Origin of the sequence: Auritidibacter sp. NML100628 (genome assembly GCF_003185985.1) — a bacterium.
Taxonomy (GTDB): Bacteria; Actinomycetota; Actinomycetes; order Actinomycetales; family Micrococcaceae; genus Auritidibacter; species Auritidibacter ignavus.
This window is the reverse complement of record NZ_QHLP01000003.1, coordinates 108,902-128,619: the sequence shown is the minus strand read 5'-3', so window position 1 is coordinate 128,619 and position 19,718 is coordinate 108,902. Positions and strand designations below refer to the sequence as shown.

Sequence of the window (19,718 nt, the reverse complement as noted above, 5' to 3'; positions counted from 1 at the left end):
TTTATATTATCCACAGGTCTTACAAATACTCTCGACGCATTCGTACCCGGCGACGAAGATAGAACCGACCAGAAACCCATGACACACCGGATTGACGATGCTTCTTGAGCTCTTCGGACTAGCAACTCCGCAACCGCCCCGATGGGTGCTTGAAAACCTTCCCGCGGGTGGCGGTGCTGAATTGGAACAGCTGATCAGACAGCACGCAGAAGCCCAGCTACGGGACTACCAGTTGTGGTTCGAGCAACGTCGCTTGGCGGACCTCGATCACACTCAGCTCACCCAGTGCTGCGAGCATGTGCCCTCGGCCGGTCATGTCCTGCGGCTGATTGCCCGGCCTGACCACGCAATACCAAAGGAACGGATAGATCATCCTGGGTTGAATCTCGTGACTACTACCGGACCTGACGCCGGGCGTCTTGTGCCGGTCACACGAGAACCATTGTCCGTGGGCCGACAGCACGCGCACTATCAAATCAACGATCCGTATCTGCTCGATCGTGATTTTAGCGTGCATCTGACGCAGCACACCACCCAGTTGACAACCTACAGCCCGCTAACACAACCTGCCGAAACGTCGCACGAGAGATCGGTTTCATCGCAGTGGCCGGCACAAGAGACTCTGTCCAGAGGGCAGACAAGTTTTCGTCTCGTCTCCCCGCACTATCCCCGGCTGCCAGAGTTAAGGGCCCCAGCCGTACTGGAGATTGATCCGGGCCCGGAGCCTCAGCCGCCGAATGTTGTGCTTCAACTGGTAATGGCAGCCAGTCCGATGATCATCGGACTGGTGATGATGGTTGTCACAGGAATGTGGTATTTCCTGCTCTTCAGCGCGATTTCGGTGATCGTCGCCGTGGTCATGATCAGTCAATATCGCGCGAAACGCCGGAAGTTTATCGCAACGATCACCCGACTATCTACCGAACAGGGACAACACCGACTGAATGAAACATACACTCCAGACCAACTGCGTTTCGCTCTGCGATCTATCGCCCCAGATCCGCTCGGGCTGCTCCGACCGCATTTAGCAACTCCAACCATCCGCTGGGGAGACGGGATCCTCGCGGTCAAGCTTGTGCGGAGTGACGCCGACGAGAAATGGGCGCAGCATACCCAAGTTCATACCGCTATCGCCCAACATCTGGCTCCAGGCTCAACCACCGTGGTCCGCGGGCTACCCGAACAGCTTGCCTCGGTCACACACTGGCTGCTGGCACAGTGCCACCATCACGCAGCGGCCACCCAACAACGTGTCTGGGTCCATACGAATTCCGAACGGGACAAGGAACTGATCGATTCCGTCCTACCATCAACAATCATTGATACGACCGGTACGCTCACTCGGGACGACCTGGACCAAAAATTCGCCCGTACTCCCCTGGTACGGATTGAACAGGTAGACGAGAACTGTCCCAGACCTCCGGCCAGCCAAGAGGTGGTGTTTGATGTTAGCGATGGCTCAGTATCAGGTCTGGGCCAAGATATCTCGCAGATCAACTTCTTTGGGATAAGTGTCACCACTTTAGATTTGGTTACTTCACGCCTACTCAGCCAATTACCGGCAACCAGGAGTCATAGCCCGCTGTTGAGCCTTCCGTCTACATTTTTTACCGCTCATAGCGCGGGAGATCTGCGGGTGGAGATCGATGCCAGAGATAGCGCCGACGCTTTAGATCTGGTCGCAGACGGACCACATGTGTTGATTACCGGCACGACCGGATCGGGAAAATCTGAGCTCTTACTGACTGTTCTAGCCCAACTAGCGATGAACTACCCTGCGGACCAGCTATCGATGGTACTCCTCGATTTTAAAGGTGGTTCCTCCTTCGCGGTCCTCGAGGACCTGCCACATGTGATGGCGGTGGAAACCAACCTCAGCGCCGGACTATCTTTGCGATCTTTGGGAGCTATCGAAGCCGAATTACACCGCAGAGAGAAGCTCTTTGCTGAGTATCGGGTCCCCGATTACTCATCGTTCCGACAGAACGTGCCCCATGTCGTCTTGCCACGGCTTGTGGTGGCCATCGATGAACTGAAAATGCTAATCGAAGACCACCGTCAAGCCCAAGATGTTCTGATCCGCCTCGCCTCCACGGGACGCTCACTGGGATTCCATTTGGTGTTGGCAACACAGCGGGCTCAGGGGACCGTGACCTCTGACGTGCGGGCGAATCTGGGCTCGGTACTCTGTCTTCGCACAGCAACAGAACAAGATTCCTGGGACCTGATCGGTGATGCCTCGGCCTATCGCATCAGCGCTTCTCAGCCAGGACATGGGATTCTGCGTCGCGGACCGGCCGATTCCGAGATCTTTCAGACTCCTATTATGCGACTACCTTCTGAACCGGTCACGCTCACCCCAGTCTCCGCCGATCGCCCGGTGTCGACAAAGACTGTCGCCACCACGAAGTGGCCACGGGTGGTATCCATGATTACCCAAGCCCATGAACAGGCCGGTCTGTTATGTCCTGACCCCATTGTCTTGCCTTCGCTACCCGAGCACTGGAATCCTAGCACTCAGAGCACAGACCCGTTAACACCGACATCAGGCATGATCCTAGGGCTCGTCGACCACCCAACCGAACGGATGCAAGCTCCGATATGGTGGAACCCCAAGACAACTTCTTCCGAGGCAACGCCTCAGAGCGGACGAAAACCCTGGATCCTAACCGGTTCTTTAGCCGTCATCGGCGCCAGCGGATCTGGTGCCGAAAAACTGCTAGATCGGGCAGTCACGACGTTCTTCACCCAGCACCACCAAGGGGACCCTTCGCCAAGGATTGCCAACAAGGTGGCCCTCTTTGATGGTCGCCCCCATCGAGAAGAATCCTCAGTGGAACGAGCAATCCACATAACGGAGAGTTCTCAGAACAGATGGTCGTTCCATGCTGAGTGCACCGGTGAAGAACTCGAAGAGGCTCTAGCGACCTTGAGAGAAATCCTTCAAGCTGGCCAACAGCTCACCATCATTATTCGACATTTTTCGGCGTGGGCCTCAAGAATCCCTGGTCGAGGCTTCGAGAGTTTTGAAGACCGTTTAATGACGCTGATCCGCGACTTCCCCAACACACTGAAAATCCTGATACATGGTGGCCGAGAATTGGCCGCGGGGCGCACCGTGGGGCTGATTACCGACCGGATATATCTGGGGTTCGGCTCAACCGAGGAACACCGTATGGTCTGGCCACGGATACGTCAAGCCCCACATATTCCATATCGTGGTGTCCTCGTGGGACGAGGATGGCCTGTACAAGGCCTGGAAATTCAGCTTGCTGAATGATATTGCATGGCCGAGGCATACATGCACACGGTGGCGGCGGTAGCAACATTTAGAGACTCAGCCTGGCCATACATCGGCACCGCGATCGACTGGACGGCCAGGTGTCGCTCATCATCGCTAAGCCCTTGTGCCTCATTACCAAACATCCAGGCCGTCGGGTCGGCCAATTGTGCCTCGCTCAGCATGTCTAGTGTGGTCTGTCCGTACCCGTCAGCCGCCAATAATTTCATTCCGGTCGCGGACAGTTCGGGTGCCAGTTCTCCGATATCAAGGCGAGACAAGACGGGGAGATGAAATAAAGAACCAGCCGTGGAGCGGACGACCTTCGGACTGAAGGGGTCCACGCTACCGCTAGTCAGAAACACCCCATCAGCACCCACCGCATCGGCCACACGGATAATCGTGCCGACATTTCCAGGATCCTGTACTCGGCACAGCACCGCGACCAAATGCAACCCGGCTAAGTCAAGCTGCTCTGGCTGTTCAGGTATTGCGCAAACAGCCAAGATCGATTGCGGTGACTGAGTATCGGACATGGCTTCTAAGACGTCCTGAGAAATCTCTGCAGCATAGACATTACGTCGCCGGACGACGTCCTGGACAAGACCAAATAATGCCGGATCAGAGGATTCGAGCTCCGAGGTCCAGTAAAGTTGATCAATCACACATCCCGGTCTCCAGCTCGCACGACGCTGTGATGCCGACGGTGTCTTTGCCTGAAGTTGCCCGGTTTCTGCTTTGAGCGCTTCCCGGACGGTTTGCGGTCCTTCAGCCAGAAACAGCCCTTGGCGACGACGCACAGCAGAACGCCCCCCCAAACCTGCGACGTGTTTAACTCGATCGGATCGAGCGTTGTCCAGGAACGGGACGGGGCGTTCAGTGCTCATCGGTATGCAGGTCGTTACGGTAGACGCAGAATACCAACGGACTAGCTGGCAGCCGGGGCGTTGACGTCCTCAGGCAGAGCGTTCTTAGCCTGCTCGACGATTTTGGCGAAAGTAGCTGCATCAGAAACAGCAATCTCAGCCAGCATACGACGGTCCAGCTCAAGGCCCGCCAAGCGTACGCCCTGGATGAAACGGTTGTAGGTCATTCCGTTTGCTCGAGCAGCAGCATTAATACGGGTAATCCATAGACGGCGGAAGTCACCCTTACGCTTGTGCCGGTGTTGGTAGTTGTATACATACGAGTGCAACAGCTGTTCTTTGGCCTTGCGGTACAGGCGAGAGCGCTGTCCGCGGTAGCCGGAAGCCCGCTCCAAGACGGTCCGGCGTTTCTTCTGGGCGTTAACCGCCCGCTTCACACGTGCCACGCGTATCTCCTTCAGTAGTCGATGATCGGCGGGGTCTTAGCTACACGGCCCCACCACAAAGTTGTGTGTAAAAAGAATGCTTAGATACCCAGCATTTTCCGGATACGACGAGTGTCACCCTTGGTCACCGCGACATCGCCCTTCAAACGACGAGTCAGTCGCGACGACTTGTGTTCCAGGTAGTGGCGACGGTTGGCACGCTGACGCATCAGCTTTCCGGTACCGGACACGCGGAAGCGCTTTGCGGCACCCTTGTGAGTTTTCATCTTCGGCATAGTTGCCGTTCTCCTTCGTGGTTGTGCTGACTCCCCCAGGAAGTCAGACTGAGCTCGGTGCCCTCCACCAAACTCTGTTGCCCTTCATCGCGTGATCGATGCGGGTACGGGTTCATCGTGACCGCTGAGCTAGCTCTTCCGAGGTGCCCGCGGCTTGGGCCCCGGCTTCGGAGCCTGGGAGGAAGACGTTGCTGAGGAACCCATCTTCTTCAGTTCCTCGGGCATGGCGTCTCCCACCGAATTCTTGACCTCGCGGTCCTTGGCCTGTTGCTCTCTGGCGGCCTTCGCTGCAGCAGCAGCCCGGTCGCGACGAGAGCCACCGCCAGAGCGTTGCGGTGACGACGGCTTCTTCGCGTCTTTCTTATCTCTGCGGTTACGCAACGGACCCACAACCATCACCATGTTGCGACCGTCCTGTCGCGGAGCAGATTCAACTTCGCCATACTCAGCTACGTCTTCAGCAAACTTCTCCAAGAGCTGGATCCCCAACTCTGGGCGCTGTTGTTCACGGCCACGGAACTGAATCATCGCCTTGACCTTGTCCCCAGATTTCAGGAACTTTTTGGCCCGGCCAGTCTTGGTCTCATAGTCGTGAGTATCAATCTTCAGACGGAACCGCACCTCTTTGAGTGTTGTTGAGGCTTGCTTCTTCTTCGATTGACGGGCCTTGACCGCAGCTTCGTATTTCCATTTGCCAAAGTCCATGAGTTTAGCCACAGGGGGTTTGGCTTTAGGAGCAACCTCAACAAGATCCAGATCCGCTTCGACCGCCAGACGCAAGGCGTCTTCAACACGCACGATTCCGACTTGTTCACCCTGCGGGCCGACAAGGCGGACCTCTGGCACGCGAATGCGTTCATTGATTCTAGGCTCGTTAATGCTGTTCTCCTCAAATAGTCTGTCGCAACGGCACAGGGCCACCGCGTTACCTCGCGGAATCGTGACACAAAAAATGCCTCCCTGTCAGACAGTGGAGGCTAAAACGTCACTCTGAGATGTTGAAAGCGTGACGTCTCTTCAAGGGACTGCTCAGCAATACCCTTGGCATAACCCGGAAACTCGGTATCGTCGCGATACTTCCTGCTAGCGCGGGTGGGAGCAAACCTCCACTTGTCTACCGACCTATGGTAGCAGGTCTCGCCTCGATATCCAACGCAGTCCCGGCGACCCGCGGGGTAAACCTTGAGCAATATCCATAGAGCTATGCCAAGCTTAGACCTATGACAGAACCACACTCCCACGACCACCTGTCCGACGAGCAACTCGACGACCTCCAGCACGGGGTCGAGGATCAGGTTCGCGAAATTCAGGACGTTCCTGCCGTGGAACTCATTAATACCACCGCAATCCACCTGATGACCGCAGCAGCGGTGAAATGCGGACTGGCGGACCTGCCCGATGCCGCAGAACAAACTGACCTCGATGAGGCCCGCAAGCTCATCACGGCCTTGGCCGGTCTGGTCACGGCAGCTGCCCCGGAAATCGGTGGGGCACACGCGGCTCCCCTACGTGATGGACTGCGCACCCTGCAACTCGCTTTCCGCGAGGCCTCAACCGTCCCAGATGAACACGGCAAAGGCCCTGGCGAGAAGTTTACCGGCCCCGTCTACGGTTGACTCACGCTACGAATCTATTCTCATCCCCGCTACCTACCCGGTATATACCAGGCCGGTAGTGGGCTTGAGCTAGCGTCAACTTGGCTACCGTTCAGGTTCTCGTCGGGTGATGTGGGCATTCACTGCCGGGCTAAACAATATGACTAACGCTACGGCCGCAGGGACAAGGAACGCGATGCCATACCACCAGTCAGCCGTGGAGAAGTAGTTAAAAGACAGGACAATGGCGAACAGCTCAATCACCATGACCGCTGCCCTGGTCCAGGCTTTACCTTTTACGACGCCATAGGCTGCTACGATCAACCAGATCGCTCCGATGGCTAAGAGAAAGGCGAGGAATAGCTCTGCCCCCAGGCCTAAGGTGCCATCTCCGATGTTCAGTACGGCCAGCACAGCCGAGACCGTAAGGACAAGCCCTTGGCAACCCACAATGAGGCTGAGCAACCACACCAGTGGTGCACGACTATCCACGCGATTGTCTTCGATGATGACCACCCCTGATTGTGCCCCTTTCCGGATCATTGTCTCATACCATCACGGGCCCACCGGCCTACTCTCCACCCCACGTAGGCAAACTTCAGGTGAACTAACAGGCTAAAAGGCGCACTGTCAAGAGCGCTCACTAAAAAGACGGAATGTTATGCCCCATGCCACAGTGGACGCAAATTGAGAGTGCTGTTGTGACAAATATCTCTTCAAATTTGACATTTCGGTGACTTTAGTCTCTTGCACGGAGCAAAACCACATGAAAACATTATTAACAACAGTCGACGAGCCGGTACAGGCCGGGCTCACAGCGTCGCACCCTCTCCGTTTTCTCGCGAGTTCTTCTCATTGTCTCCTCTGACAAGCTGAACTGTTTCTTACGGACAGCGGTCGCGAGCCATACCAGCAGCGAAAAGGAGCAATTCATTATGGATTGGCGTAGTAAGGCAGCGTGCCTGGATAAGGATCCAGAGCTCTTCTTCCCGGTGGGCAACACCGGTCCCGCGTTGTTGCAGATCGAAGAAGCTAAGGCAATCTGCAACCAGTGCCCTGTCATGGAACAGTGTTTGCAGTGGGCCATCAGCACCGGTCAGGATTACGGTGTCTGGGGCGGTATGAGCGAGGACGAGCGTCGCGCACTGAAGCGCCGTAAGGCTCGTGCCCGCCGGGCTTCCTAAGCCGAAGAGCCAGCACCCTTGAGAAAAGGCCCAGACCACACTTTTGAATCAGTGCCACCGAGACTGATCTTTGACCGGTCGTTTCACCGCCCTGAGCAATCTGCCAGAGCCTGAAACGACCGGTGTTTGTCTGCAGTACACGAAGGCCACGTAGGACAGGGCTCCGGAGCCCTGTTGGCCCACTTCGGTCTTTCTCACTCCTACTCAACCGGGATACTAACCCGAGCCAAGGTGCCACGACCGCCGGGGGTTGCCAGTTGCCATGAGATTGTTCCGTGCAGGTCCGAGGCCACCAACGTGCGGATAATTTGTGTGCCCAGCCCTCCGGCACTCGTCGCTGAGGTATGCTCCGGACGATCTGGACCGCGCGTGCCCTGGTAGCCGGGCCGGCCAGGACGACCCGAGTCTTCAATCTCGACGATCAGGTGCTCAACGGGTCGTGATGTGAGCTCGGTTCCGGGCAAATTTTCCGGGATTTGGGTGCTGTAGTAGGCCCGGAACCATACCGTTCCCCCCAGTTCGGAGTCGAGGCCGTGTTCCACCGCATTGGTGGCAAGCTCGTTGACGATCAATGCCAGCGGGGTGGCCAGTTCACTCGAGAGTTGCCCGAAGGCCGTGGAGATTTCGGTGTGGATTTCCCGCCCGGTGTTAGCGATGTCTACCGCCATCGTGAATTGTTGGGAGAGCAACTCGTCCATGTCGATGCGACGATCCACCGATTGTGACAGGGTTTCGTGAACCCGGGCAATGGTATCAACCCGCCCCATGGCTAGTAGCAACTCATGTTTGGCTTCCGGGGAGGTCATGCGACGTGATTGCATGCGTAACAGCGACCCGACGGTCTGCAGATTATTCTTCACCCGGTGGTGGATTTCCTTAATGGTCGCGTCCTTACCGATCAGCTGTCGATCACGATGGCGCAGTTCGGTGACGTCTCGAATGAGTAATACGGCGGCATAACGCTCTCGGTGTCGATCTCGTAGCGGGATCGACCGTATCGACAGAGACACTTTTCGAGTTTCGATCTCTGTGGTCTCCGTGCTGACACCATAAAGAACGCTAGGTAGCAGGTGGTCGGTGTGGCCTCGCGGGGGCAGGTAGTCGGTCACGACCCGGGAAAGTTGTCGGCCTTCCAGCGGTTGCCGGATTCCGAGTTTCCGGAGCCCGGACACTGCGTTCGGCGAGATGAAGTTAACGAGGCCTTGGGCGTCTAATCGAATCATCCCGTCACCGACCCTGAGATCTGACAACGATGGCCCATGGCGTTGGTCGGGTTCTGGCCACAGTCCCCTGGAGATCATCATTAATAAATCTTGGGCCGACCGGTGGTAGGCCTGTTCCAGCCGGGAAGAATGACGTTGTCGCGCGAGGTTCTTGTGCACCGACAGCACGGCCAGTACCTCGTCGCCGTCGACCACCGGCCAGACCGTGACGCCAAGAGCTGCCGAGCCTTGCAGTTGTTCGGATCCGTTGACGGGGATGCCGGTGCGCAGCACCTGCATCAGCAACGGCTGAAGTCCGGTGCGTGGGGCGGAGCCGATCAGATCGCGGATCAGCGTGGTTTGGGCGGTGAAGGGGCGGGCTTGGGCTGCTGCCACAAAGTCTGCTTGGTCGGGTTTTCCCGTCGCATCCCGGCTGTTAATACTCGGGAGCCAGAGGACCAGGTCAGAGAAGGCGAGATCGGAGAGGATCTGCCAGTCCCGAGGTAGCCGGCTGACCGCGGGTGGCAGTCGCAGAGCCGCCGTATCCGGGCCAGCCGAGGCCGGTGGCTGGGCACGATCAGATCGGTCGGGGTACCGTTCGTGGTGCATGATGCCAGCCTAGCCTGACGTGACGACGCCCCGGGAACCAAGACCGAAACGCACACTGGTCAGCCCCACCGACGGGCGGGGCTGACCAGTGGTGGCGTGTCACACCGAACCGGGGCGGACTCGGGGAGTACTCCTAGACGATCAGGGTCCGCAAACGGTGCAGAACCACCGTGAGCATCGCCAGGTCGGTGTGCTCGCCTTCTTCGGGTTGCAACTGCGCTCTGATTTCGTCGAAGAAGCCCTTGACACGGTGCACACGCCGCTTGTGGTGGGCCCGCCAGTCTTCCACGGCAGCTGAGACCTCTTCGTGGGTGTCGTAGGTGAACGCCTCGGCGGTCTGTTCCACGATGACCGAGGCCAAATCTGACAGCCACCCGTAGAGGTCTTCACGGATGGAGACGCGGGCTAGGGCATCCCAGCGGGTCCGGCGGGACAGATCGGTGATCAACTCCAGTAGCTTCTCAGCGTCGAAGTAATCCTGACCGTGGAAGTAGACCCGTGCGATACCGGCAGGATCCTGATCGAACCGGTCGGCAATGCCGGCGATATCCAACAAACTGTAGGATTCGAACAGGGTTGCCACGGTCTCTGCCAATTCGTCGCCGACGCCAGCCTCGCGGAGTTTCGTAGCACGGCTGGTGGCCGCCTGATGCATATCGCCGGTGAGCAACTGCCCGATCTTTGGTTGGACGGCTGCCACGGTGTCCTGGAACCGTTCAATACGGGAGTGCATCGGCTCGGTGGTGAGCTGGTGGTGGATCAGCCAACGCATCAGCCGGTCGGTGAGCCGGCGGACATCTTGCAACATCTGCATCCGCACCCGGTGGTCCAGCGTGGCGGGAAGATCATTGATCTGTTGTTGCAGGGCCGGTAGCTGGTAGATTTCTTCGGCGACGATGAAGGCGCGTACCAGGGTCGACAGGTCCGCGGCGGTTTCTTCCTCGGCCCGGAAGATGACGGTGATGCCGCCGGAATCGATGACGTGGTTGGCTAGGCGGGTGGCGATGATCTGGGCACCCAGCGGGTGTTGCAGGATCGCATTCTCACCGGTTTCTTGTAGCCGTTCGGGGAAATAGCGCACCAGCCACCGGCTGAACCAGGGATCGGTGACGATATCGGTTTCCTGTAGCTGCCGTGCCAGGGTGTTCTTGGCGTACGCCAGCAGGATGGACAGTTCTGGAGTGTAGACCGGTTTGCCGTCCTTCAACCGCTGGTTCAGTGTGGCATGGGAGGGGATTGATTCCAGCTCGCGGTTGAGCCCACCGTGCTCTTCCAACCAGCTCACATACCGGATCAGTGCTGGCATCCAGTTCAGGCTGAGCGATTCTTCCACGCGAAGCAACCGGTTCTGGCTGGCGTTGGTGTCTAGCACCAGGTGCCCGACCTCATCAGTCATCGAGGCCAGCAACTCCTCGCGATCCTCAACTTTCAAATCCCCGGAGGCGATCATGTTCTCCAGCAGGATCTTGATGTTCACCTCGTGATCGGAGGCATCCACACCCGCGGAGTTGTCTACCGCGTCAGTGTTGACGCGCACGCCGTGGGCGGCAGCTTCCACGCGGCCGGCCTGGGTTGCACCCAGGTTTCCGCCTTCACCGATGATGCGTGCCCGAACCTGGGAACCGTTGATACGGATCACGTCATTGGCACGGTCCCCGACGTCCTCACTGGTTTCGGACTCGGCCTTGATGTAGGTTCCGATACCGCCGTTGTAGAGCAGGTCAACCGGTGCCTGGAGGATATAGTGAATCAACTCCTCTCCAGACGCCGAGGTCACCGATTCCTCCAGGCCCAGGGCTTCACGCATCTGCTCAGTAATCTCAATGGACTTCGACCCGCGGTCGAAGACGCCACCACCGGCGGAAATCAGGTCGCGATCGTAATCAGCCCACGTCGAACGAGGGGTGTCATACAGCCGGCGACGCTCAGTGTAGGACGCCTCGGGGTCCGGGTTGGGGTCAATAAAGATGTGCAGGTGGTTGAACGCTGCGATGAGCTTCAGATGCTGCGATCGTAGCAGTCCGTTACCGAACACGTCACCGGACATATCACCGATTCCGACCACGGTGATCGGGTCGTGATCGGCATCTAGCTCCAGAGCAGCAGCATGGGAGCGTACGGACTCCCAGGCGCCACGGGCGGTGATACCCATTTGCTTGTGGTCGTAGCCGACCGACCCGCCGGAGGCAAAGGCATCGGCCAGCCAGAATCCGTATTCCGCCGAAATGGCGTTCGCGGTATCGGAGAAGGATGCGGTGCCCTTATCGGCAGCCACCACCAGGTATGGGTCGGTGCCGTCGTGGCGGATCACCCGCTCTGGGGTGATCACCGTGGTCTCTTCGGCGCCCAACTGCTGGTTATCGGTAAGATCCAGCAGACCGCGGATGAAGGTCTGATAGGCATCACGACCGGCTTCGAACCAGGCATTACGGTTTTGGGACGGATCCGGCAGACCGTGGGCAAAGAACCCGCCCTTGGCGCCAGCCGGGACGATCACGCCGTTTTTGACCTGCTGAGTTTGCACCAGGCCGAGGACTTCGGTGCGGAAATCTTCAGCGCGGTCCGACCAGCGCAGACCACCGCGGGCAATCTTGTCGTAGCGCAGGTGGGTACCAGAAACCTGGGGGCTGTGGACCCAGATCTCGAAGGCCGGGCGCGGTTGTGGAGCGAAGTTGATCCGTTGCGGCAGGATCTTAAAGCTCAAGCGAGGGCCACCACGAGCCGCCGAGGAGTTGTGGGGATCCAAGTAGGCATTGGTCCGAACGGTAGCGTCGATCACGGTGATGAAGGCCCGCAAAATACGGTCGGCGTCCAGACTGGCGACATCGTCCAGGGATGCTAAGACCTTGTCCCGGGCCTGCTCGGTGGCCTCCACCCGGGCCTGACTGGCCTCCCCGTCGCTTTCTTCGCCTTCAGCTTCGGTTGCTTGCGGGTCGAACTTGGTGGCGAATAGTTCCACCAGACCGCTGGTTGCCACCGGGTTGTTCAGCAGGGTGGTGGCCACCAACTCGAGCGAGGAGGGGAATGACAGCTGACGCAGGTAGTGGGCGTAGGCGCGCAGGATGGCGACTTGGCCCAGTGGCAGTCCGAGTTCAATACCCAGTCGGTTGAACCCATCGGAAGAGTTGGTGCCGATCAGCGTGGCCGCTGCGGTTTCTTCCAGCAGGCTGGCCACCACGGTCAGGTCGAGTTCGTGTTCGGCCTGGACCCCCAAGTCGTAGAGGAAGAACTCGCGTTGATCACTCGGGCTGATCATGAACGGGTATTCGTCAATGACGCGTAGCCCCATATCGCGGAAGACCGGGAGCACATCCGAGAGGTCTTTAGACTCTTTGGAGTAGATCTTCACCCGCGCCTGCGAGCTATCGGAAGCATCCGGGATGGCATAGACCGTGGGTTCGTTATCGTTCAGGGCGGTGAACCGGGAGATGTCCTCCAGTGCGTCTTCGACCTCGTAGCGGACTCGGTATCCGGGAGGGAAGGCCTCGTCCCAGATCTGAGCTGCATCAACGCCGCTCTCTTCGCCGAAGACGGCCACGGCTTCTATATCAATGCCTTCTTTCCACGACCGGATGGCCTGAGCCAAGTCGTGGCGCAATTGGCTCATGTCCAGCGATTCCACGACGCCAGTGTCCTGGTACTGGCTGGCAATTTTGATTCGGAAGGTGACCCGAGCCAATACTGCCTCGCCGAGGAGCACCTGGTATTCAAGGGATTCACCGTGCAGGACATCCATCAAGATGTTCTGGATGCGCTTGCGCACTGAGGTGTTGTAGCGGTCTTTGGGCAAATACACCATAGCCCGGGCGTAGCGTCCGAAAGGATCCTGATGGACATAAACGGCACTACGACGTCGCTGGCCGATATGCAGAACAGATTCCAAAGTTGCCCAAACCTGTTCTGACCCGGACTGCAAGAGCTCTTCGCGAGGGTAGGTCTCCAGATGGTCCAGCAATTGCTGTTCCGAGTGGGAGTGGGGACCGAATCCTGAAAGCCGCACCACTGCCCGCGCTGTTTCACGAGCGACAGGTAGCTCCTGAACCGGGGTGGTACGAATTTTCGCGGTGAACAAACCAATAAACCGGTTCTCTCCGGTCACCTTACCGTTCTCGTCGTAGGTCTTGATGGCCACGTAGTCCATCGGAACCTGGTTCTGCACCCGCGAGACGGCGTTCGTTTTCGTCACGATCAGCGGATTGGGTACCTGGATCTGTTGCTGACCGGACTGGGTCAGCGGCCGCCTTCCCGTTCCTTGACGTCGCGACAGGACACCGAGGCTGTTGGCACTCTCCCCGGCCAGCACCACGTCGCCATCGGCGGTGTGTTCCAGATCGTAGCGACGGTATCCCTGGAAAATGAATCCGCCCTTGACCATCCATTCCAGCAGTGCTGCCGTCTCATCGACACCACTTGTTGAAGTCGGTGCCTGCTGACGGAGTTGGTCAGCAACCTGTAGCGCCTGGGTCCGCATTTTTTCCTGGTCCCGAGCGACCAGCGAGACGTCTTCCAGACTGTCCGACAACTGTTGCTCCAGCTCTGCAACTTCCTGTTCGTCAACCTTTTCGTAAAGCCGGATGCTCATCCAGGACTCGATACTGACCGTGGTTCCTTTCGGACCCAGCAATGCGTCGGATGCGATGTTTTCGGCTGTTTCACCGCTGAGGCGGGGACCGGTGCTAGGAACCGGGAACACGGACTGCAACTCAGCTGTCTCAGCGTCACGGTGCACGATGAACATTGGGTGGTTGATCAGCTCAATCCCGTGGCCGGAGCCACTGAGCACCGCGGTCACCGAATCCACCAGGAACTGCATATCCTGTTGGACCACGTACACTGTGGTGACGTGTCCCGCATTGTGAATGTCAACGCTGGCCTCGTGCGCGGGACGAGCCATAGCGAGCTCGAGGTGGTGGTCCAGAATCGAGCGGGCATCAGCATCGCCCAGTTTCTCTCGGTCCTCTGCTGAGAGATCATGAAAATAGGCTTGTGCGAGTTCTTCCGTTCCGGTGGACTCCTTTGTCCACAGCGGTTGTGTCCGAGTCATTCAGTCCTCTATCAATAGAACGGGTCTGGTCTTTCACCGGCTCTGACCGGTCGAGAAAGATGGTCACGCCTTTGCAACCATCTTCCACCCTAGAGAGTTCTCTCAGCCGATGAAAGACTCCATGGAAGGCATATCCCGGATGAGAAAGATTTCTCAGCTAACGGCGATGACGGGCCCGCCGGAGTTGCCGACGGGTCCGGGGTTGGTCTACATGGTCCTGGTTCTCCTGCTGTCTGCACTGCCCCGCTTCGGGAGCGTGGGAGTCCGAGGCAAACAGTACATGGTGTCTCCCCGCTTCCGGCGAGAACTGCTGTTGCCGATGCTGAGCTTGATGGTGAGTGTGTTGTCGCGAGCGCGAGTCAGGCGGTTGTGGCGACAGCCGACGCGCGAGTTCGTTTACCGCGCGTCGCAACGGCGACTTCGGAGCGACTTCGATCAGTGCCTGCCCCCGCAATAAGGCGGTACGACACTGCTGGGGTTGATCCGGCAAGAAAACCTCCAGCTTCAGCTGCGGCCCAAAACGTTGCCACACCTCGGTGATGCCTCGTTTCGGGTTGAATCCAGAACTGGCCGAACTGACCTGGTTGAGCACTGGAATCACCTCCCCGGAAATCTGCTTCTCGCCGATCTGCTCAATCCCGCCGATCAAGCGCGGTAGTCCAATTGGGTCGGCGGTCCCGACCGCGACGACGGTGTCGGCGGCGTGGATGGCACTCAGCGTGGCTGCATGACGTTGTGGGGCCGGAATGTCGAAGCTGAGCTCCTCATCTTCTTCCAGCCCGAATCCGGCATCGATCACTACCAGGTCCCAGTCGCTTCGGGCCTGGGCAAAGATTGTCTGCAAGGAGCTGGGGCGCAACTCTGCCCACCGGTCCGGTCGTGTCAGGCCGGTTAACACGTCGAGATACTGACCGCCCACACCGACCCTGTGGCAATGCGATCTGAGTTCCTCGACGCTCAGCCGGTGATGCTCAGCCGCTCGCGAGGCCTGAGCAATTCCGGCCGAGTCGTCTAATAACCCCAGCATGGTGGCCACACTGGCGCCGTGGGTGTCGGCATCGATCAGCAGCACGTGTTTGCCCCATGTCATCAGTTCTACGGCCAGGTTGACCGCAACCGTGCTACGTCCCACGCCACCGTGTGGCCCCCACACGGCGATGACGTTCCCGGCCTGACGCATCGTTCCGTGAACCAGGTCCTCTGGGTGCTCCTGCTGGCCTGGATCCGTCTGGTGCGTTACACCACTGGTGGGATCCGTTTGCAATAAGGCTCGCAATGCGTGGTCGGTGGCATCGCGGGATTCATGAGGTCTCAAGGGTTCGGTATCGCGTGCCCGTGGCAAGGTGGGCTGGAGGTTCTGAATCCATTCGATCAGTTCTTCACCGGTGGTTTCGGCCCTGATGACCTGAATGTCTAAGGCTTGGAGCCGGTGACGCTCGGCGGGCATATCGCAAACCACTCCCCAGCGCAGATGTTCCATCCCCGACTCGGCGAAAGCGTCGGTGGTTTCCAGACCCACCTCGTGATAATCCTCGGCGATCAGTGCCACATCGATCATCCCACTACGGGCCAGGGCAATCAGTTCGGCCACCGATCGGCACCGGTGAGAGACCATCACCTCAGATTGCATTGACTCAATCGCGGCGATGTGATCGAAACGGGCTGAAAAAGTCGTGGCAACACGCACAGCAGTCATCGTGTTCCTACCGTTCGTTACCTGGGCTAGCCGGGACGATGCTGATCTTGGCTGAAGCTGCCTGGGCATCAATGATGGCTGGTAATTGCTCAGGAGTGAGCAAGACATAGACCGTCAGCGTGGAAGAGGCACCTAACCCACTGCGTTGGTCCTCGACAGCGACAACCTCGGCGGACTCAGCGGTGAGCTCGGCGTTGGTATACCCTTGGCGTTGGTCGTCTGGCTGGGACACCCATAAGTCGACTCGGGAGCCAGGTTGCACGGCATCGGGGACATCTTCCGCAGTCCGAATAGCGAACTGCTGGCGATCTTCCGGGTCGTGTTCCGAGACCGTAGCACGGGGTAAGAACTCGCCCTGACGAATCGTGGAGGTTACTGCAAAAGTCTCCGGTAACGGCTCATCGGCCGACCAGTAGTATCCATCTGCTTCCGACAAATGCGCCTGCACCACGGTAAAATTCTCAGCGGTGATCGGTTCACCGGGTGCTGCGTCAGCCGAGGCGGCCCAGTACCCCTGCCGAGAGTCTGTCGCCTGCACCACAAACACCATGGCGACAACTGATAACACCACCAAGAGGATGCCAATCACCAGTTTGGGGTCTTTGAATCCGGGACGTCGGATCCGCGCTGCGATGGGGCGAGGGTCTGTGGTCATGGGGGTCTTTCTGTGTCTCGTCTCTTTCGGTGCTGAGTCATGAGTTGGTGGGAGCAAAGAACCATTGGCATCTACGAGTACGAAAAACGATCATGCCGGTGCCGGCCCCCTGTCCACCGTAGGGATTTATGTGACCGAATGCACTCAATGAGGGAAAAATGTGGACAATTCGCCTCGTCTATGACGCAACGTGTCACAATAGGAGCAACAGAGAGCGATCCTGTTTAGGGTCTTAAACCTCTAAAACGACTTCGCTGGAAAGGACGTGACATGCCACGCTTTCTGACCCTCCCAGATGTCGCTGAAGAGTTGCAGATTTCTGTCGGTGCCGCTCGCAACCTCGTCCAGAGTGGGGAACTCGAGGCATTTCAAATTGGGGGCCGCGGACAATGGCGGGTGGATTCAGAACGTTTTGAAGCGTTCATCCAGCGGTTACACGACGAACAGCACGCCAAGATCGAAGAACAAAAGTCAGCTCACCAGAACTAACTGTCTGAGGCAGTACGTAATTGTCCTCGGCCACTATCGGTCGTCGAGAGCCACAGCAGACGTGGCGATCATTTGTATCTGGTCCACGGGAATCAGCCGTAGTCCCCGCACTGCAGGTCGCCTGCGGAATTCGTCTCGGGCATGTATGGCTACCTCGCAGTAGTCCTGTCCCACCCGATCGACCGTTCCTTCCACATAAATTCTTCCCCACCCGGCCGTGATAGACACCGGCTCACGTCGACGCGCTAGTTGACGCAACACGCTCGTGAGTCGCGGTCCGCTTCGTAAGGTCGATTCCGGCGGTCGAGCTGTTCGCGTTTCTGCTTCCAGGCCCGCTATGGCGCGTTGCGGTATAACGACTGCACCGGACTGCGTCCGACCACCAATCCAGTCTGGACCAACTGAAGAGACCAACAGCCGCTGATGTTCTCCATCGGCAAATGTCATCTGCACTGTCTCTCCCCGGTGTCCTCTCAACCGGTCCGCAAAAGAGGTTTCCGCCCAGTGACCGCGCGTAAAATCAGCGGCCTCAGCATCACGAACCTGCCGCAGTTCCACGCTCATTTGGTGTTCGAGATCAGCAAAAAATTCGTCCCAGCGCATGGTGCCTCATTATTCCTGCTTACCTCTTTCGTGGCAATCATCACCATTTTCCTTTCAGCACCATTGACCGCGTTTGATGATGTTTGATAATTTTTTGGGTACTTAGACAGTTTTCAAGCCCTAAGGAGAGCCCATGGCAGTGGTGAAAAGCTCATCGTCCTCCGGTCAATCGGGTCTTCGCGCCTCCGATGTTTGCTTGGTGCTGATGAGCGTGATCTCCGGCCCGCTGTTGTGGTGGTTCAGTACTGCGATCAGCCCCACCTCGGCGCAGACCGCATTGTCCACCCTGGAATACCTCATCGCCACAGCATGCTCGGTGATTGGGATCGGCATCTGTGCGCTCTGCGTCATCTATGCTGTGGTGAGTCTTCTTGGAGTCACCCTCTACCGTTGCGGTCACCGCATTCAAGGTGTCGCGACCTTGCAGGTCGTGCCCGTGGCTGGTCGGCGACTCATCGCGACGTTATGTGGGATCAATCTCCTCATCGCCTCGCCGGCCATCGCCGGCGAGACTACCCACGACGGTTTAGCCTTGTCTGATACAAGAGCAATTGAATCTTCTCAACGAGAGCACATTGCCGGCTGGGACGTGAGCGCCCGTGTCTCTCCCGACCGTGAACACACCGGACTGCACACTCCGACTGACGTTGTTCCTGGCTGGATTCCCAATCTCAACTACGACACGTCGGGAGACGACGCTAGCTCCGATGCAGTCCCTGATGTCCCCGGCAAAACCGTCATCGTCGGTACCGGTGAGTGTTTGTGGGATATCGCCCATGAAGAGCTCGGGGCAGATGCGACCATACATGAAATTGATCTCCGTTGGCGCCAGTGGTGGTCCCACAACCAAGATGTGCTCGGATCCGACCCCCACACTGTTAGTCCAGGAACGGTTTTGTCCTCCCCACCTTTTCGCTCCTAAACCCGTTTTGTCCGCCCACGATCTGTTCTTCCCACCGCCTATCCTTATGAGGAGATAACCCCATCATGACGCTCCCCTCCGTCTCTGCGACTGCTGGCCCTCAGTCCGTCCAACAGCGCGCACTCCCCCGACAGTCCAATTCTCCGGTCAGTAAACCAGCTTCAGTCTCCGTCAGTCCCGTCCCGTCAGCGCTGACGGGATTTCACGACGAGAAACTAGCGGCGTGGACCAACACCCGCTCTCCGCTCATTCACTTCAAACCCGGTACGGTGTCCACCCCGGCCATTAGCACACCAGACCAAACTCCTGCAGACACGGAGCCTGTTTCGCACCGGACTCCCGCTCAGTTGCCCGACGCCACTCCCCAGGACGATCCGGTCGCCAACCGCCAACGGCAGATAGCCCAACGGGCCCTGGCAGAACAGCGTCGAGCCACCGAACGCCACCTGCAAACCATGACCCGAGTGCTCGGCCAAGCTTGTGTGGAGATTGAATATGGGTTGCGAAGCTACCACCAACTTCAAGGGTGGATGTCGCTGGAGATGATCGAGAAGATGAGGTTTCGGGCCCAACTCGCCCAGCAGGGTCGACCCCAGGAATCGGACGGTCAAAAACCGATGAATGTTCGGGTACACCGAATGCGACTACAGCGAACCCCTTCGCAGTGCTACGAATCCAGTGCCACCATTATTGTTGGCAACCGATTGCGGGCGATGGCACTTCGTTTTGAGAAGCACCGCGACAGGTGGAAAGTGTGTGATTTCGAGTTGGGGTAACCCTCACCTGGGTAACAGACACCGTTGCCCAAACCTAGCTACTCATCCCAAATGCGCCAGTGCCGAAACTTCTCAC

17 protein-coding genes are annotated in these 19,718 nt (G+C 58.1%); 7 read left to right on the top strand and 10 right to left on the bottom strand.

The genetic code is table 11. The features are described from left to right. Positions 1-217: 217 nt before the first annotated feature. The gene (locus DCC24_RS12025) at positions 218-529 is read right to left on the bottom strand and encodes a hypothetical protein (protein ID WP_158524593.1); all 312 of its coding nucleotides are present in this window, start codon (positions 527-529) and stop codon (positions 218-220) included. Between the two features lie 228 nt (positions 530-757). Here DCC24_RS12025 and DCC24_RS03925 point away from each other — a divergent pair, with 228 nt between their 5' ends. Continuing rightward, positions 758-3,280 carry an FtsK/SpoIIIE domain-containing protein gene (locus tag DCC24_RS03925; protein WP_158524592.1) on the top strand — a complete coding sequence of 841 codons (2,523 nt, stop codon included), beginning with the start codon at positions 758-760 and terminating at the stop codon, positions 3,278-3,280. Here DCC24_RS03925 and DCC24_RS03920 read toward each other — a convergent pair. From DCC24_RS03920 to infC, 4 genes are all read right to left on the bottom strand, one after another. Continuing rightward, entirely contained in the window at positions 3,265-4,167 is a 903-nt protein-coding gene (locus tag DCC24_RS03920) for an RNA methyltransferase (RefSeq protein WP_110098617.1), read from the bottom strand. The genes DCC24_RS03925 and DCC24_RS03920 overlap by 16 nt on opposite strands. Positions 4,168-4,208: 41 nt before the next feature. After that, positions 4,209-4,592, bottom strand: coding sequence for a 50S ribosomal protein L20 (rplT, locus tag DCC24_RS03915; RefSeq protein WP_110098616.1), 384 nt, complete (start codon positions 4,590-4,592; stop codon positions 4,209-4,211). A gap of 80 nt (positions 4,593-4,672) precedes the next feature. Continuing rightward, positions 4,673-4,867, bottom strand: coding sequence for a 50S ribosomal protein L35 (rpmI, locus tag DCC24_RS03910; RefSeq protein ID WP_110098615.1), 195 nt, complete (start codon positions 4,865-4,867; stop codon positions 4,673-4,675). Positions 4,868-4,996: 129 nt separating this feature from the next. Next, positions 4,997-5,713, bottom strand: a complete 717-nt coding sequence (gene infC / locus DCC24_RS03905) for a translation initiation factor IF-3 (protein ID WP_233491972.1) — start codon at positions 5,711-5,713, stop codon at positions 4,997-4,999. Between the two features lie 374 nt (positions 5,714-6,087). On the opposite strand from infC, the gene DCC24_RS03900 reads away from it, so the two are divergent. Beyond that, positions 6,088-6,483 (top strand): DUF1844 domain-containing protein, encoded by a 396-nt coding sequence (locus tag DCC24_RS03900; protein WP_110123387.1) that lies wholly within the window; start codon positions 6,088-6,090, stop codon positions 6,481-6,483. An 84-nt stretch (positions 6,484-6,567) separates the two neighbouring features. On the opposite strand, the gene DCC24_RS03895 is transcribed toward DCC24_RS03900, so the two are convergent. Continuing rightward, a complete protein-coding gene (locus DCC24_RS03895) occupies positions 6,568-6,954 on the bottom strand; it encodes a hypothetical protein (RefSeq protein WP_146206275.1) in 387 nt (128 codons plus the stop codon). A 443-nt stretch (positions 6,955-7,397) separates the two neighbouring features. Between DCC24_RS03895 and DCC24_RS03890 the strand changes: the two genes are divergently transcribed. Further along, positions 7,398-7,646 (top strand): WhiB family transcriptional regulator, encoded by a 249-nt coding sequence (locus tag DCC24_RS03890; protein ID WP_110098613.1) that lies wholly within the window; start codon positions 7,398-7,400, stop codon positions 7,644-7,646. A 200-nt stretch (positions 7,647-7,846) separates the two neighbouring features. On the opposite strand, the gene DCC24_RS03885 is transcribed toward DCC24_RS03890, so the two are convergent. The 4 genes from DCC24_RS03885 to DCC24_RS03870 all read right to left on the bottom strand — a co-directional run bounded on the left by DCC24_RS03885 (position 7,847) and on the right by DCC24_RS03870 (position 16,852). Then, complete coding sequence (locus tag DCC24_RS03885; RefSeq protein WP_110098612.1) at positions 7,847-9,457, bottom strand: sensor histidine kinase; 1,611 nt, start codon at positions 9,455-9,457, stop codon at positions 7,847-7,849. Between the two features lie 133 nt (positions 9,458-9,590). After that, positions 9,591-14,501, bottom strand: a complete 4,911-nt coding sequence (locus DCC24_RS03880) for an NAD-glutamate dehydrogenase (protein WP_110098611.1) — start codon at positions 14,499-14,501, stop codon at positions 9,591-9,593. 157 nt (positions 14,502-14,658) lie between these two features. Continuing rightward, positions 14,659-16,197, bottom strand: a complete 1,539-nt coding sequence (locus tag DCC24_RS03875) for a P-loop NTPase (protein WP_158524591.1) — start codon at positions 16,195-16,197, stop codon at positions 14,659-14,661. 7 nt (positions 16,198-16,204) lie between these two features. After that, on the bottom strand, positions 16,205-16,852 hold the full coding sequence (locus tag DCC24_RS03870) for a hypothetical protein (RefSeq protein WP_110098609.1): 648 nt from the start codon (positions 16,850-16,852) through the stop codon (positions 16,205-16,207). A gap of 270 nt (positions 16,853-17,122) precedes the next feature. Here DCC24_RS03870 and DCC24_RS03865 point away from each other — a divergent pair, with 270 nt between their 5' ends. From DCC24_RS03865 to DCC24_RS03850, 4 genes are all read left to right on the top strand, one after another. Continuing rightward, positions 17,123-17,341 (top strand): helix-turn-helix domain-containing protein, encoded by a 219-nt coding sequence (locus DCC24_RS03865; RefSeq protein WP_110098608.1) that lies wholly within the window; start codon positions 17,123-17,125, stop codon positions 17,339-17,341. 504 nt (positions 17,342-17,845) lie between these two features. After that, the gene (locus DCC24_RS03860) at positions 17,846-18,031 is read left to right on the top strand and encodes a hypothetical protein (RefSeq protein ID WP_110098607.1); all 186 of its coding nucleotides are present in this window, start codon (positions 17,846-17,848) and stop codon (positions 18,029-18,031) included. A 46-nt stretch (positions 18,032-18,077) separates the two neighbouring features. Beyond that, on the top strand, positions 18,078-18,866 hold the full coding sequence (locus DCC24_RS03855; protein WP_110098606.1) for a LysM peptidoglycan-binding domain-containing protein: 789 nt from the start codon (positions 18,078-18,080) through the stop codon (positions 18,864-18,866). Positions 18,867-18,931: 65 nt separating this feature from the next. After that, a complete protein-coding gene (locus DCC24_RS03850) occupies positions 18,932-19,642 on the top strand; it encodes an Rv3235 family protein (protein ID WP_110098605.1) in 711 nt (236 codons plus the stop codon). Positions 19,643-19,718: the final 76 nt, after the last annotated feature.